The organism is Nocardia cerradoensis NBRC 101014 (genome assembly GCF_000308535.1).
GTDB classification, from domain to species: Bacteria; Actinomycetota; Actinomycetes; order Mycobacteriales; family Mycobacteriaceae; genus Nocardia; species Nocardia cerradoensis.
This window is the reverse complement of the sequence record NZ_BAFW01000245.1, coordinates 24027-39045: the sequence shown is the minus strand read 5'-3', so window position 1 is coordinate 39045 and position 15019 is coordinate 24027. Positions and strand designations below refer to the sequence as shown.

Here is a 15019-nt window from a genome sequence, read left to right as displayed (position 1 = left end):
GATCGGCCGGTCTACCACCAGGCGACCGCGCCGACGACCGCGAGGACCGCGCAGACGCCCAGCATCACCGACAGCGCCCGCGAGTTCTTCCACATGGTGAAGGCGCCGCCGACCAGGAATCCGGCTACGGCCAGCAGGAGTGCGACGATGACGGAATTGGACACCCCGCCATCTTGCCCGGCGGCGCCCGGACGCCGGACACCGGCCGGTTCCATCGTCCCTACCTGCGCCTTCGGCAATTAACAAGCACGCAGGCTTGATTTTTTCTGCCCCCGATGTGAACCTGGAACCCGACGCAGCACAGCCGCTGCGCCAGGCACGTCGCATGAGGAGGCGCCGCGCAGATGACGAGTCTCGGCGCCGACCCGGAGGTCCTCCGGATCGGCAACTGTTCCGGCTTCTACGGCGACCGGTTGAGCGCGATGCGCGAGATGCTCGAGGGCGGGCAACTCGACGTGCTCACCGGTGACTATCTCGCCGAACTGACCATGCTGATCCTCGGCCGCGACCGGATGAAGGATCCTTCCCTCGGCTATGCCAAGACCTTCGTCCGGCAACTCGAGGACTGCCTCGGCCTGGCGCTCGAGCGCGGCGTGCGCATCGTCGCGAACGCGGGCGGCCTCAATCCGGCGGGATTGGCGCAGCGGGTCACCGAGGTGGCCGACAAGCTCGGCCTCACACCGAAGATCGCCTACATCGACGGAGACGACCTGCTTCCGCGCGCCCAGGAACTGGGCTTGGGCGCACCGCTGACCGCCAACGCCTACCTGGGCGCGTGGGGTATCGCCGAGGCGCTGAACACCGGCGCCGATATCGTCGTCTCCGGCCGGGTCACCGACGCCTCCGTGGTCGTCGGACCGGCGGCGGCCCACTTCGGCTGGGCCCGAGAGGATTTCGACGCACTGGCGGGCGCGGTGGTCGCCGGGCACGTGATCGAATGCGGCACCCAGGCCACCGGCGGCAACTTCGCGTTCTTCACCGAGATCGAGAATCTCGACCGTCCCGGCTTCCCGATCGCCGAGATCCGCCGCGACGGCAGCAGCGTCATCACCAAACACGCGAACACCGGTGGCGCGGTCACCGTCGACACCGTCGAAGCGCAGCTGATGTACGAGATCCAGAGCGCGCGCTACGCCGGACCCGATGTCACCGCCCGCCTCGACAGCATCCGGCTCGCCGCCGACGGTGACGACCGGGTGCTGATCAGCGGCGTGACCGGTGAGGCGCCGCCGCCGCGGTGGAAGGTCTCGCTGAACACCCTGGGCGGCTTCCGCAACGAGATGACCTTCGTCCTCACCGGACTCGACATCGAGGCCAAAGCCGCACTGGCGCAGCGGCAACTGGAAAGCTGGCTGCCGGTGCGCCCGGCCGAACTCGACTGGTCGCTGTCGCGGCTGGACCGTCCCGATGCCGAGACCGAGGAACAGGCCAGCGCCCTGCTGCGCTGCGTGGTCCGCGACCCCGATCCCGACAAGGTGGGGCGCGCGTTCTCCAGTGTCGCGGTCGAATTGGCGCTGGCCAGCTATCCCGGCTTCACCATGACCACGCCGCCCGGAAACGGTGCGCCCTACGGCGTCTACACCGCGGGCTACGTCGACGCGGCCGAGGTCGCGCACACCGCCGTACTTCCCGACGGAACGCGCGTGCCGATCGCCCCGCCCACGCAGACTCGGGAGCTGGACGAGGTGCCCGAACCCGAGCTGCCGCAACCCCTGCCGGCGGGTGAAACACGCCGTCTCCCACTCGGTTCCATCGCCCTGGCCCGCAGCGGCGACAAGGGGGGAAACGCCAATATCGGGGTCTGGGTGCGCACCGACGACCAGTGGCGCTGGCTCGTGCACACCCTCACCGTCGACACGCTGCGGGCGCTGCTGCCGGAGACCGCGAAGCTCACCGTCACCAGGCACGTGCTGCCGAATCTGCGGGCGGTCAACTTCATCGTCGAGGACCTGCTCGGCCTCGGCGTCGCCTATCAGGCCCGATTCGATCCGCAAGCCAAGGGACTCGGCGAATGGCTGCGGTCCCGCCACCTCGACATACCCGTGGAGTTACTACCGTGAGCAGTGTCTGGCAGACGCCCGAGCGGCGTGAATTACGCACTACTGTCCGCGGTTTCGCCGAGCGCGAGGTGCTGCCCTATCTGGACGAATGGGAGCGCGCCGGTGAGATTCCCCGGGAACTGCACAAGAAGGCCGGTGCGCTCGGGCTGCTCGGCATCCAGTTCCCGGAGGCGGTCGGCGGTGCGGGCGGGGACGGGATCGACGCCGCCATCGTGGCCGAGGAGATGCACTACGCCGGCTGCTCGGGCGGACTCTTCGCCTCCCTGTTCACCTGCGGTATCGCGGTGCCGCACATGGCCGCGTCCGGCAACACCGAACTGATCGAACGCTGGGTGAAGCCCACCCTGGCGGGAGAGAAGATCGGCTCACTGGCCATCACCGAACCCGGCGGCGGCTCCGACGTCGGCCACCTCACCACCAGCGCCGTGCGCGACGGCGACGACTACGTGGTCAACGGATCGAAGACCTTCATCACCTCCGGGGTGCGCGCCGATTACGTGGTGACCGCCGTGCGCACCGGCGGTCCCGGCGCTTCCGGTGTCTCGCTGCTGCTGGTCGAGAAGGACCGGCCGGGATTCACGGTCAGCCGCAAACTGGAGAAGATGGGCTGGCTGGCCTCCGATACCGCCGAACTGTCCTATGTCGACGTGCGGGTGCCGGTGTCGAATCTGGTGGGCGCCGAGAACTCCGGATTCGCCCAGATCGCACAGGCTTTCGTGAGCGAGCGGGTGGGGCTGGCGGTGCAGGCCTACGGGCATGCGCAGCGCTGCCTGGATCTGACCCTGCGGTGGTGCCGCGACCGCGAGACCTTCGGCCGCCCGCTCATCAGCCGGCAGGCGGTGCAGAACACGCTGTCGGAAATGGCTCGCCGCATCGACGTCGCCCGCGTGTACACCCGGCACGTGGCCGAACGCGCGGCCGACGGGGAAACCGATCTGATCGCCGAGGTGTGCTTCGCCAAGAACACCGCCGTGGAGACCGCGGAATGGGTTGCCCACCAAGCGGTTCAGTTGTTCGGCGGCCTGGGTTACATGCGCGAATCCGAGGTGGAGCGGCACTACCGCGATGTGCGCATCCTCGGCATCGGTGGCGGCACCAACGAAATCCTGACCAGCCTTGCGGCCAAGCGATTGGGGTACCAATCTTGAGCACTCTCCGTACAGCCATCGACCCGAATTCGGCGGACTACCGCACCGCCGCCGACGCCATGACCGAGAAACTGGCCGAGGTCGAGGCCGAATACGCCAAGAACATCGCGGGCGGCGGCCCGGACAAGATGGCGCGCCACCGCAAGCGCGGCAAGCTCACCGCGCGCGAGCGCATCGAACTGCTCATCGACGAGGACTCGCCGTTCCTGGAGCTGGCGCCGCTGGCCGCCTGGGGCAGCGAATTCCATGTGGGCGCCTCGGTGATCGCGGGCATCGGCATCGTCGAGGGTGTCGAATGCATGATCGTGGCCCCCGATCCGACCGTGCGCGGCGGCACGTCGAATCCGTGGACGCTGCGCAAGAACCTGCGCATGAACGACATCGCGCTGGAGAACCGGCTCCCGGTGATCGGCCTGGTCGAATCCGGCGGCGCCGATCTGCCGACGCAGAAGGAGGTGTTCGTCCCGGGCGGTCGCATGTTCCGCGACCTCACCCGGCTCTCGGCAGCCGGAATCCCTACCATCGCCCTGGTTTTCGGCAACTCCACCGCCGGCGGCGCCTACATTCCCGGCATGTCCGACTACACCGTCATGATCAAGGAACGCTCCAAGGTGTTCCTCGGCGGTCCGCCGCTGGTCAAGATGGCGACCGGTGAGGAGTCCGACGACGAATCGCTCGGCGGCGCCGAGATGCACGCCCGCACATCAGGTCTCGCGGACTATCTCGCCGCCGACGAACAGGACGCCATCCGGATCGGCCGGTCCATCGTGCGCCGGCTGAACTGGCGCAAGACCGGACCCGCCCCGCGTCCGCGCGCCGAGGTGATCGAACCGCTCTACGATTCCGAGGAACTGCTCGGCATCGTGCCCACCGACCTGAAGATTCCGTTCGACCCGCGCGAGGTCATCGCCCGGGTGGTCGACGGATCCGATTTCGACGAATTCAAACCGCTCTACGGCTCCAGCCTGGTGACGGGCTGGGCCGACCTGCACGGCTATCCGGTCGGCATTCTCGCCAACGCCCGCGGTGTGCTGTTCTCTGAGGAGGCGCAGAAGGCCGCGCAGTTCATCCAGCTGGCCAATCAGTCGAACACCCCACTGCTGTTCCTGCACAACACCACCGGCTACATGGTGGGTAAGGAATACGAGCAGAAGGGCATCATCAAACACGGCGCCATGATGATCAACGCCGTCTCCAATTCGAAGGTGCCGCACATCTCGCTGCTGATGGGCGCCTCCTACGGGGCCGGGCACTACGGCATGTGCGGACGCGCCTACGATCCGCGCTTCGTGTTCGCCTGGCCCAGTGCGAAATCCGCGGTGATGGGCGGTGCGCAGCTGGCGGGCGTGATCTCCATCGTGGGCCGGGCCGCCGCCGAGGCGCGCGGCCAGGCGTTCGACGAGGAAGCCGACAAGGGCATGCGCGCGATGATCGAGGCCCAGATCGAGGCCGAATCGCTGCCCATGTTCATGTCGGGCCGGCTCTACGACGACGGTGTGATCGACCCCCGCGACACCCGCACGGTATTGGGAATGGCGTTGTCGGCCATCCACAATGCCCCGATCAAGGGCGCCGAGGGCTTCGGCGTCTTCCGGATGTGAGGTCTGAGATGACAGTAGGGCCGATCACGAACGTTCTGGTCGCCAACCGCGGGGAGATCGCCCGGCGCGTGTTCGCGACCTGCCGGCGCATGGGCATCGCCACCACCGCGGTGTATTCCGACGCGGATGCGAACGCACCGCATGTGGCCGAGGCCGACGCGGCGATCCGGCTGCCCGGCAACACTCCCGGCGAGACCTATCTGCGCGGCGATCTGATCATCGAGGCCGCCCACGCCGCGGGCGCCGACGCGATTCACCCGGGGTACGGATTCCTTTCCGAGAACGCGGAATTCGCTCGCCGGGTGATCGATGCGGGCTTGGCGTGGGTCGGCCCGCCGGTCGCGGCCATCGAGCAGATGGGTTCGAAGGTCGAATCCAAGAAGATGATGGACGCCGCGGGCGTCCCGGTGCTGGCCGAACTGGATCCGGACGAGGTCACCGAGGACCTGCTGCCCGTGCTGATCAAGGCCTCCGCCGGTGGTGGCGGGCGCGGTATGCGGGTGGTGCGCTCGCTGGCGGAGCTGCCGGAGCAGCTCGAGGCGGCCCGGCGCGAGGCGGAATCGGCCTTCGGCGATCCGACGGTGTTCTGCGAGCGCTACCTGGAAACCGGCCGGCATATCGAGGTGCAGGTGATGGCCGATACCCACGGCCGGGTCTGGGCGGTGGGCGAGCGTGAATGTTCGATTCAGCGCCGGCATCAGAAGGTGGTCGAGGAGGCGCCGTCGCCGCTGGTGGAGCGGATCGCCCCCATGCGGGAGCGGTTGTTCGAGGCGGCCCGGCTCGCCGCCGAGGCGATCGGCTACGAGGGCGCGGGCACGGTCGAATTCCTCGCCGACGAACAGGGCGATTTCTTCTTCCTGGAGATGAACACCCGCCTGCAGGTGGAACATCCGGTCACCGAATGCACCACCGGCCTGGATCTGGTCCGGCTGCAACTGCGGGTGGCGCAGGGCTACCGGCTGCCGCCGGAGCCGCCGCCGATGCGCGGCCACTCCATCGAGGTGCGGTTGTACGCGGAGGATCCGGCACACGACTGGCAGCCACAGAGCGGTGCGGTGCACCGCATCGAATTCGCCCCGGGCACCGCCGAATTCACCGTCCTGACCGAGCCCGGTCTGCGACTGGACTCCGGTGTGGTGGACGGTTCGGCGGTCGGGGTGTTCTACGACCCGATGCTGGCCAAGGTCATCTCCTATGCCGACACCCGGGAGGAAGCGGCGCATCTGCTGGCGACGGCGTTGCAACAGGCCCGCATCCACGGCCTGGTCACCAACCGCGATCTGCTGGTGCGGGTGCTGCGGCATCCGGCCTTCCTCGCCGGTGACACCGATACCGCGTTCTTCGCCACCCACGGCCTGGAAAAGCTTGCCGCGCCGCTCGTTTCACCCGGCGACGAGGCGCTGTCCATCGTCGCCGCGGCGCTGGCCGACGCGGCCGCCAACCGAGCGCGAGCGCGCGTCGGCGCGGCGCTGCCCAGCGGCTGGCGCAACCTGCCCTCACAGGCACAGAGCAAGTCCTACGAGAGCCGGGTGTCGGGGACGCACGAGGTGCGCTACCGCCTCACCCGCTCCGGACTCGAGGTCGAGGGTCACGAGGGACTCGAGTTGATCGAGGCCACACCGGATGTCGTGGTTCTCGGCGTGCCCGGCGAACATGGCTCGGTGCGGCGGCGGTTCGAGGTCGCGCGCTACGGCGATCTGGTGGCGGTCGATTCGCCGCTGGGCCCGGTCGCGGTGCGCAGGCTTCCGCGTTTCTCGGACCCGGCCGACCAGGTCGCGGAGGGGTCGTTGCTGGCGCCGATGCCGGGTTCGGTGATCCGGCTGGGCGCCGAGGTCGGCACCGCCGTCGAGAAGGGCCAGCCGATCCTCTGGCTCGAGGCCATGAAGATGGAGCACACCATCGCCGCCCCGGCCGCCGGGGTGCTGACCGAACTGAATGTGGTTGCGGGACAACAGGTCGACGTCGGCGCCGTGCTCGCGGTCGTCCATGCCGAAGCCACCGCGGCACCGGCCGAAGCCGCCGCCGAATAGCGGCCCACTACAGGAGAATGTCCATGAGTTTCATCGAGACCGACGAACAGAAGCAGCTGCGGGCGGCCGTCGCCAAGCTCGCCGCGAAGTACAACTACCGCGACTACGTCTCCGCGAAGGCGCGGCGCAACGAGCCGCTGGACGAATTATGGGACGAGGCGGGCAAACTCGGCTTCCTCGGCGTGAACCTGCCGGAGGAATACGGCGGCGGTGGCGCCGGAATCTACGAACTGGCGCTGGTGATGGAGGAACTGGCCGCCCAGGGCGCGGGCCTGCTGCTGATGGTGGTCTCACCCGCGATCTGCGGCACCATCATCACCAAGTACGGCACCGAGGAGCAGAAGCAGTACTGGCTGACCCGGCTGGCCGACGGCTCGTCGAAGATGGTCTTCGGCATCACCGAACCCGACGCCGGCTCCAACTCGCACAACATCACCACCACCGCGCGCCGCGACGGTGGCGACTGGATCCTCAACGGCCGCAAGATCTTCATCTCCGGTGTGGATCAGGCCGAGGCGGTGCTGATCGTCTCGCGCACCGAGGATTCCAAGACCGGCAAGTTGAAGCCGGCGCTGTTCATCGTCCCGACCGATACTCCCGGCTTCGAGAAGAACCGCCAGGAGATGGACATCATCGAACCGGACAACCAGTTCACGCTGTTCCTCGACGATGTGCGCCTGCCCGGCACCGCGCTGGTGGGCCAGGAGGACGCCGCGATCGCGCAGCTGTTCGCCGGCCTGAATCCCGAGCGCATCATGGGTGCGGCGATGGCGGTCGGCATGGGCCGCTACGCCATCGACCGGGCGGTCGAATACGCCCGGGAACGGCAGGTCTGGAAGACGCCGATCGCTGCGCACCAGGGCATCTCGCATCCGCTGGCCCAGGTGAAGATCGAACTCGAGCTGGCCAAGCTGATGATGCAGAAGGCCGCCGTCCTCTACGATTCCGGCGACGACTTCGGCGCCGCGGAGGCCGCCAATATGGCGAAATACGCTGCGGCGGAAGCGAGTATCAAGGCCCTGGATCAGTCCATTCAGACCCACGGTGGTTCGGGCCTGACCGCGGACATCGGTCTGGCGGGCATGCTCGGCGCGGCGCGGATCGCGCGGGTGGCTCCGGTGAGCCGGGAAATGATCCTGAACTTCGTCTCCCAGCACTCGCTGGGGCTGCCGAAGTCCTACTGAGCGGTGACCGGCCGGGCCGCCGCGCGCGGCCCGGCCGGCGGACACCACCGAACCGGACGAGGAGGAATGCACACGTGAGCGAAACCACCGAAACCACGGGCACCGAAACCACGGGTGCCGAAACGCCTTTCGTGCGGTACGACCTGCGCGACGGCTTCGCGGTACTCACGCTGGATTCACCGCACAATCGGAATGCGTTGTCCTCGAAGCTGGTTCGCGAACTGCTCGACGGACTGCGGAAGGCCGGGGCCGACGAGCAGGCCCGCGGGGTGATCCTCACCCACACCGGTAACACGTTCTGCGCCGGCGCGGACCTCAAGGAAGCGCTCGACGCCGATCCGGCCGCGGCCGCCGACATCCGCACCCGGTGGATGATCGACGTGCTGCGCGGCATCGTGGAACTGCACAAACCGGTGCTCGCGCAGATCGACGGCAATGTGCGCGCGGGCGGAATGGGCATCGTCGGCGCCTGCGATATCGCGGTCGCCGGACCGTCGAGCAGTTTCGCGCTCACCGAGGCGCGGCTGGGCCTGGCGCCGTTCATGATCTCGCTCACGCTGCTGCCGCGGCTGACCTCCCGGGCCGCGGCCCGCTACTACCAGACCGGCGAGACCTTCGACGCGGCCGAGGCCGAGCGCATCGGTTTGATCACCGTGGCCGCCGACGATGCCGCCGCCGAGGTGGCCCGGCTGTGCGGCGAACTGCGCAAGGGGTCTCCGCAGGGGCTGGCCGAAAGTAAGCGGCTGGTGAATGCGTCCCTGGTCGCCGAATTCGATCGCACCGCCGATGAGCTGGCCAAACGCTCCGGCAGTTTCTTCGGCACGCCCGAGGTGATCGAGGGGATGACAGCCTTCTTCCAGCGCCGCCCACCCAGCTGGGCAGAATGAACCGATCATGACCGCATCGCACGAACCCAAGCAGGACCGCAGCCGGGCCACCCGTCAGCGATTGCTCGAGGCCACCATCGACTGTCTGGCCGATATGGGCTGGGCGGCGGCCACTGTCGCGGTGGTCGCCGAACGGGCCGGGGTCTCGCGCGGGGCGGCTCAGCATCATTTCCCCACCCGCGAGGATCTGATCACCGCCGCCCTCGAGTACATGTTCGACGCCCGGATGGCCCAGTCCAAGGCCGAGGCGGCGGCCGTGACCGGGGTGGCGCAGGGTGTCGGCCGCACCGAGGCGGTGGTGGCGCAGCTGGTCGAGTCCTATACGACTCCGCTGTTCAAGGCGGCGCTGCAGGTGTGGACCCATGCCGCGGCGGATCCGGTGTTGCGCGAACGCATCGTGCCGCTCGAGGCGCACTTCGGCCGTGTCTCCCATCGCCTGGCCGTCGAGGCGCTCGGCGTCGACGACTCCGACCCGGTCGCCCATCACCTGGTGCAGGCCACGCTCGACATGGCCCGCGGGCTGGGGCTGGCCGACGTCCTGACCGACGACTCGGTTCGCCGCAAGCAGATCGTGCACCAGTGGGCGGTGACCCTGCACATGGGACTGCACACGCCGCACTGACAGCACGCCCGCTGGTGGGAACAGCGCTGCGGGGAAGGGCGCTGGACTGCGTTAGCGTGATCGGGCACATCAACCAGATATCGAGCGAGGGGAAATCGATCATGGATTCGGGTTCTGCGGCAGCTCTGGAAGGTATCCGGCAGGGATATCTCAACGGCGACCCGGTGGCGACCGCGCTGTTCATCCCCCTGTTCTTCATCGCCGGAATCTTCGGCCTCATCCAGGGGCGGCCTTTCTGAGACCGCGAAGGTGAGCACCCGATTTGGTGCCGTCGCCCGGGACCGATAAGCTGACCGGGCTCCGGTTGCCGGAGCGCAGTTCTCGGCCCCGTCGTCTAGCGGCCTAGGACGCCGCCCTCTCAAGGCGGTAGCGCGGGTTCAAATCCCGTCGGGGCTACAACCACGCCATGCCCGCCCTCTTCGAGGGCGGGCATCGTCGTTTCCGGGGGCAACTGTCGCCGGCACGCTCACCGCGGGGCGGTCAGGTCGTAGATCGTCACCCCGTCCACGTTCTGTGCCGTGAAGTGGTTACGCACCCAGGCGGTGATCCGCACGGCCGTCGAATCCTCCGCACCGCCGCCCGGCCCGCGATCCGCACCGTCGACGAAGTAGTGGATGTCGAGCGCCGCGACGTGGTCGCGGAACTGATCCAGGGTCGGGGAGGGATCGCTGCCGTTGAATCCGCCGATCGCCATCACCGGCAATTGGGTGGCGAGCTGATATCCGGCCGCCCGATTCGAGCTCACGGTCGCCGCGACCCATTCGTAGGCTTCGCCGTCGCGGTCCAGCAGGGCGGTCAGCGTCTCGCTCGGCGTGCTGACCTGCATCGCGTTGCCGCCGGGGTGGTCGCGACCCCAGGGGCCCGCCGCGAGACCGCCCGCCCGGCCACCGTGGTCACCGGCCCGCCCGAAACCTTCGGCGCCCGAACTCTGCTCCCACGGCATCCGCATACCCGCGGGAAAACGCATGGGCATCCTGGGCCCGGCGCTGGGAATCGGCCCGGTATGCGCGGTCGCGAGGGTGTCGACGGTATAGGCGAGCGGCCCCGCGACACCGGCCACGCCCGCGGCGATCGCCAGCGCGACAGCGATCCGCCGCGGCGCCGGAAACAGCAGTGCGACGGTGACCACGGTTCCGCCGACGAGCACCAGCCAGCGCAGCCACGGCACGAATTCGAGATTGCGCGACAACAACATCCACGCCGTGGCGGTCGTCGTCGCCATCGTCACCGTGGCGACTACGCGGACCCGGGTCCGTTCCCGATGCCGCCACAGCATCGCGATGCCCGCACCGACGAGTGCCGCGATCGCCGGGGCCAGCGCCACCGTGTAGTACTGGTGGAAGATGCCCCGCATGAAGCTGAACACCAGGGCGGTCACCACCAGCCAGCCGCCCCACAGCACGAGCGCGGCGCGCTGGGGATCGGTGCGGGATGCCCTGCCGCGCAGCACTATTGCCGCGACGAGCAGGATCAGCGCGGCCGGGAGCAGCCAGGCGATCTGTCCGCCCTGGGCCGGCTGGAACAACCGGGTCATCCCGCTTTCGCCCCGGAATCCGCCGCCGGGCGGCCCGAGGCTGCCGACCTCTTCTCCGTTGAGCCGGCCCAGTCCGTTGTATCCGAAGGTCAGTTCCAGTACCGAATTATGCTGGGAGCCACCGAAATACGGCCGAGAATCTGCCGGCCACACTTCGGCGAGCAGAATCCACCAGCCGGCGGCGGCGACCATGGCCGCCGCCGCGGCGCCCAGTTGCGCGATTCGCTTGCCCAGGCGCGGCGGGCCGGCGATCAGGTAGGTGGTCGCGAGCGCGGGCACCACCAGCAGCACCTGCAATTGCTTCGCCAGGAAGCCGAATCCGGCGAAGGCGCCGCACAGGATGAGCCACCGCAGCCGCCCGTTCTCGAGTGCGCGCGTCATCGCCCAGCATGCCGCCACCATCAGCAGGACCAGCAGGGCGTCCGGATTGTCGAACCGGAACATCAGGGCCGCCACCGGTGTCACGGCCAGCACCGTGCCCGCGAGCAGTCCGGCCACCGGCCCGAACGGCCGGCGCACGGTCGCCCACAGCAACGCGACCGCGCCCACGCCCATCAGCACCTGCGGCACCAGCAGGCTCCAACTGGACAGCCCGAACGCCCGTACCGCCAGATCCATCGGCCACAGGGCGGCCGGGGTCTTGTCCACGGTGATCGCGTTCGCGGCATCCGAGGAACCGAAGAGAAACGCCTTCCACGACACCGAACCTGCCTGTGCCGCAGCCGCGTAGAAGGCGTTCGCCCACCCGTTGGCACTCAGATTGCACAGGTAGGCGATGGTTGTCGTGAGCAGGAGGACGGTCAGCGCCGGCCGCTCCCACCGGTGCCGGTCGGCGTCCGGTGATGCGGCCGATGCGGTCGGAGACATCGGCCGGAGGAGGGTGGTGGTCACCGCGTTTCCGTCGGCGCCGGTGCCGTCGCGATGTCCTCGACGGCGCTGCCGGCGACCGCGTTGCGAAAGACCCAGCGCAGTCCCACGAATCGGGTCAGCGTCGCCACCAGATTCGCGACCACCAGCACCAGCAGTTCCACGTGCACGGACGCGTCCGGGGCCCACCGGTGCAGCGCGAACAGCGAACCACTGGTCAGCAGCCAGGCGAAGGCGAAGATCAGCAAGCCCTGGAAGTGGTGGGAGACCGCGTTGCCCGAACCACGCACGCCGAAGGTGAAGGCGCGGTTCGCCGCGGTGTTGGCGACCGCGGTGATCAGCAGGGCGGCGAAGTTCGCGGGTTGGGCGCCGACCACCGACTGCAACATCACATACAGCAGCATGTAGGCCAGCGTGGAGAGCACGCCGATGATGCCGAAGCGCACCAGCTGCCCGACCATGCCCAGCGGCACCCCGTCCACCAGCGGTTCCCGTCCGATGGCGGCGCGCAGTTCGTTGATCGGCAGGGCGCCGGTGGCCAGCCCGCGGCCCACCCGCCACACGCCGAGCAGATCCTTACGGGCGGTGTCGATGATGTCCACGCGGCTGTCCGGATCGTCGATCCAGTCCACCGGAACCTCGTGGATGCGCAGTCCGGCGCGTTCGGCGATCACCAGCAGTTCGGTGTCGAAGAACCATTCCCCGTCCTGGACCAGCGGCAGGATCCGGCGCGCGACATCGGTGCGCATCGCCTTGAATCCGCACTGGGCGTCGGAGAACCGGGCCTGCAGCGAGGCCCGCAGGATCAGGTTGTAGCAGCGGGAGATGATCTCGCGCTTGGGGCCGCGCACCACGCGCGAGGATTTCGCCAGCCGGGTGCCGATCGCCAGATCGGAATGTCCGGAGACCAGCGGGGCCACCAGCGGCAGCAGGGCGTTGAGGTCGGTGGACAGGTCGACGTCCATATACGCGACGACCTGTGCGTCGGAGGCCTCCCACACCGCACGCAGCGCGCGTCCGCGGCCCTTGCGGTCGAGGTGGACGACCTCGACCTCGGGCAGCTCCGCGGCCAGTTCGTGCGCCACGGCGAGAGTGGAGTCGGTGGATGCGTTGTCCGCCACCGTGATTCGGGTCGAGAACGGGAAACCGTCACGCAGGAATGCGTGCAGCCGGCGAACACATCCGGCGAGATCGCGCTCCTCGTTGTACACAGGGATCACGACCTCGAGCACCGGTGTGCGCGTCGAGTCGGGGGTGGTGGCCGCCTGGAACGCCATCGCTGTCTCGGTCATGGTCCCAATTTCGGGTATCAGCCTTGGGCAGCGCTGCGCCCGACCTGTGAGCTTCCTGGGAGGGCGCGCGAGGTCAGACCGGGTCGCCGAGCTCCAGTACGACCAGCGGAACCGGGCGTTGCGACCGAGCCTGGAAATCGGCGAGCAGCGGGTTGTTCGCCAGCACCCACGTGGCGAATTCCTCGTATTCCGCGCCCTCGAGCGCGCGCCCGCGGGCGGCGCGGGTCTGCCCACCCAGTTCGACCGTGACCTGCGGATTCGCCTTGATGTTGTGGTACCAAGCCGGGTACTTGTCCTCGATGAACGAACTCAGATATGGAGTGTCGCCGCGGTACAGCACGCCCAGCGGCACCACGTGCTGCTTGCCGCTGCGAGCGCCCGTGGTTGTCAGCAACAGCAGCGTGGCGCCTTCGTAGGAGCCGCCGACCTTGCCCCCGTTGGCCCGGAACTCGTCGATCACCGGACGGTTCCAGTCCTTGATATCGCCCTCGCTGAAGGCTTGATTCCAGGGTGCGTCCGGATCGTCGTAGGAGCTGATGTCGCGCTGGGAGGCCGCCTCGGATTCGCTCATACCGGCAGTATGCCCGAGGGGTCCGACAGATCAGCCCGCTGTGGAAAACCGTTGTGCCGATTCAGCTTCCGTGTAAGCGCCACAGCGGCGACACCGGTCCGTGCCCGGCGCCGAGATCGTAGGACGCCGCCAGGCAGCGCGTGGTCCATTCCTTGGCGAAGGCCACCGCCTCGGGCACCGGGTAGCCGTGTGCCAGGGCGCAGGCGGAGGCGGCGGCCAGGGTGTCGCCGCCGCCGTGATCGTTACCGGTCGTGATGCGGGGTGCGGTGAGCTCGTGGAAGCGGTCGCCGTCGAACAGCAGATCGGTGCTGAATTCGGAGGAGCGCAGATGGCCGCCCTTGACGACGGCCCAGCGCGGGCCGAGTGCGATCAGCGCCTCGGCGGCCTTGCGGGCGCTGCGGTCGTCGGTGACGGCGATGCCGGTGAGCAGCCGCACCTCGTCCAGATTCGGGGTCACCAGCGTGGCGCGCGGAATGAGGACCGAGCGCAGCGCGTCCAGGGCTTCCGTGTGCAGCAGGGGGTCGCCGTGCATGGAGGCCGCCACCGGGTCGACCACCAACGGCACTGTGCCGTCGCGTCCGATGCCGACCTCGTCGCAGACCCGGGCCACGGCCTCGATGATCGCGGTCGAGGCCAGCATGCCGGTCTTGGCCGCCGCGACCCCGATATCGCCGGTCACCACCCGCACCTGATCGGCGACGGTCTGCGGCGGAATCTCGTGGAAACCGCTGACCCCGACCGAGTTCTGCACCGTCACCGCGGCCACCGCCACGCAGGCATGAACACCGAGCAGTGCCATGGTCCGCGAATCGGCCTGAATTCCGGCGCCACCTCCGGAGTCGGTTCCGGCGATCGTCAGCACCCGGACCGGCGTAGTACCCGGTTCCGGCAACGGCAGCAGTTTCACGAGACAGACCCTACGACGCGCCGGCACGCGACCGCAGTGTGGCGTCCACGCGGCCGTGCTGACGGCGCATTACGCCGATGCGGGAGGGCGGGCGCGTACGGTCGGGCCAACAGGATCATTCGGATCCTGCCGAACAAAGGACCCTCATGTCCGATAAATCTCCACGCAGCACCATGTCCAAGAAATCCGGCAAGTCGCTGAAGGAGAAGCGAGCGGAGAAGAAGGCCAAGGGCGTTACCCCATCGGGTGTGGAGACCACGGTCGACGGGAAGAAGCAGCGGTAACGCGCCCCGGCTGAGCAGTCGGCGCGACTGCT

At 68.5% G+C, this 15019-nt stretch carries 14 protein-coding genes and 1 tRNA gene; 10 read left to right on the top strand and 5 right to left on the bottom strand.

Going from position 1 to position 15019, the window contains the following annotated elements:
* Positions 1-11 precede the first annotated feature (11 nt).
* Positions 12-164 (bottom strand): CG2302 family histidine operon protein, encoded by a 153-nt coding sequence (locus ON23_RS38580; RefSeq protein ID WP_167331897.1) that lies wholly within the window; start codon positions 162-164, stop codon positions 12-14.
* 180 nt (positions 165-344) lie between these two features.
* Here ON23_RS38580 and ON23_RS25870 point away from each other — a divergent pair, with 180 nt between their 5' ends.
* From ON23_RS25870 to ON23_RS25835, 9 genes are all read left to right on the top strand, one after another.
* Positions 345-2060, top strand: coding sequence for an acyclic terpene utilization AtuA family protein (locus tag ON23_RS25870; protein ID WP_039781372.1), 1716 nt, complete (start codon positions 345-347; stop codon positions 2058-2060).
* On the top strand, positions 2057-3208 hold the full coding sequence (locus ON23_RS25865) for an acyl-CoA dehydrogenase family protein (RefSeq protein WP_039781370.1): 1152 nt from the start codon (positions 2057-2059) through the stop codon (positions 3206-3208). The genes ON23_RS25870 and ON23_RS25865 overlap by 4 nt, the downstream gene beginning before the upstream one ends.
* The gene (locus tag ON23_RS25860; protein ID WP_039781369.1) at positions 3205-4809 is read left to right on the top strand and encodes an acyl-CoA carboxylase subunit beta; all 1605 of its coding nucleotides are present in this window, start codon (positions 3205-3207) and stop codon (positions 4807-4809) included. Before ON23_RS25865 ends, ON23_RS25860 begins: the two co-directional genes overlap by 4 nt.
* An 8-nt stretch (positions 4810-4817) precedes the next feature.
* On the top strand, positions 4818-6839 hold the full coding sequence (locus tag ON23_RS25855; RefSeq protein WP_039781368.1) for an acetyl/propionyl/methylcrotonyl-CoA carboxylase subunit alpha: 2022 nt from the start codon (positions 4818-4820) through the stop codon (positions 6837-6839).
* 23 nt (positions 6840-6862) lie between these two features.
* A complete protein-coding gene (locus ON23_RS25850) occupies positions 6863-8023 on the top strand; it encodes an acyl-CoA dehydrogenase family protein (protein ID WP_039781413.1) in 1161 nt (386 codons plus the stop codon).
* A 74-nt stretch (positions 8024-8097) separates the two neighbouring features.
* Positions 8098-8910, top strand: coding sequence for an enoyl-CoA hydratase family protein (locus ON23_RS25845; RefSeq protein ID WP_051043343.1), 813 nt, complete (start codon positions 8098-8100; stop codon positions 8908-8910).
* Positions 8911-8917: 7 nt separating this feature from the next.
* A complete protein-coding gene (locus ON23_RS25840) occupies positions 8918-9532 on the top strand; it encodes a TetR/AcrR family transcriptional regulator (protein ID WP_036506355.1) in 615 nt (204 codons plus the stop codon).
* 101 nt (positions 9533-9633) lie between these two features.
* On the top strand, positions 9634-9771 hold the full coding sequence (locus ON23_RS38575) for a hypothetical protein (RefSeq protein WP_157104452.1): 138 nt from the start codon (positions 9634-9636) through the stop codon (positions 9769-9771).
* Between the two features lie 84 nt (positions 9772-9855).
* A tRNA-Glu gene (locus tag ON23_RS25835) sits at positions 9856-9928 on the top strand.
* A gap of 70 nt (positions 9929-9998) precedes the next feature.
* Here ON23_RS25835 and ON23_RS25830 read toward each other — a convergent pair.
* The 4 genes from ON23_RS25830 to thiD all read right to left on the bottom strand — a co-directional run bounded on the left by ON23_RS25830 (position 9999) and on the right by thiD (position 14703).
* Positions 9999-11957 (bottom strand): glycosyltransferase family 39 protein, encoded by a 1959-nt coding sequence (locus tag ON23_RS25830; protein WP_039781366.1) that lies wholly within the window; start codon positions 11955-11957, stop codon positions 9999-10001.
* On the bottom strand, positions 11954-13210 hold the full coding sequence (locus ON23_RS25825; protein WP_223273321.1) for a bifunctional glycosyltransferase family 2/GtrA family protein: 1257 nt from the start codon (positions 13208-13210) through the stop codon (positions 11954-11956). The genes ON23_RS25830 and ON23_RS25825 overlap by 4 nt, the downstream gene beginning before the upstream one ends.
* A gap of 88 nt (positions 13211-13298) precedes the next feature.
* Positions 13299-13796, bottom strand: a complete 498-nt coding sequence (locus tag ON23_RS25820) for a nitroreductase/quinone reductase family protein (RefSeq protein ID WP_039781365.1) — start codon at positions 13794-13796, stop codon at positions 13299-13301.
* Positions 13797-13857: 61 nt separating this feature from the next.
* Positions 13858-14703, bottom strand: a complete 846-nt coding sequence (gene thiD, locus ON23_RS25815; protein ID WP_039781364.1) for a bifunctional hydroxymethylpyrimidine kinase/phosphomethylpyrimidine kinase — start codon at positions 14701-14703, stop codon at positions 13858-13860.
* Positions 14704-14849: 146 nt separating this feature from the next.
* Between thiD and ON23_RS38570 the strand changes: the two genes are divergently transcribed.
* Positions 14850-14987, top strand: a complete 138-nt coding sequence (locus ON23_RS38570; protein WP_086006982.1) for a hypothetical protein — start codon at positions 14850-14852, stop codon at positions 14985-14987.
* Positions 14988-15019: the final 32 nt, after the last annotated feature.

Bases quoted from the DNA above. Each gene is read 5' to 3' on its own strand.
- ON23_RS25855 (WP_039781368.1), top strand. From the start codon at position 4,818: ATGACAGTAGGGCCGATCACGAACGTTCTGGTCGCCAACCGCGGGGAG.
- ON23_RS25840 (WP_036506355.1), top strand. From the start codon at position 8,918: ATGACCGCATCGCACGAACCCAAGCAGGACCGCAGCCGGGCCACCCGT.
- ON23_RS25870 (WP_039781372.1), top strand. From the start codon at position 345: ATGACGAGTCTCGGCGCCGACCCGGAGGTCCTCCGGATCGGCAACTGT.
- ON23_RS25820 (WP_039781365.1), bottom strand. From the start codon at position 13,796: ATGAGCGAATCCGAGGCGGCCTCCCAGCGCGACATCAGCTCCTACGAC.
- ON23_RS38570 (WP_086006982.1), top strand. From the start codon at position 14,850: ATGTCCGATAAATCTCCACGCAGCACCATGTCCAAGAAATCCGGCAAG.
- ON23_RS25825 (WP_223273321.1), bottom strand. From the start codon at position 13,210: ATGGCGTTCCAGGCGGCCACCACCCCCGACTCGACGCGCACACCGGTG.
- ON23_RS25850 (WP_039781413.1), top strand. From the start codon at position 6,863: ATGAGTTTCATCGAGACCGACGAACAGAAGCAGCTGCGGGCGGCCGTC.
- ON23_RS38575 (WP_157104452.1), top strand. From the start codon at position 9,634: ATGGATTCGGGTTCTGCGGCAGCTCTGGAAGGTATCCGGCAGGGATAT.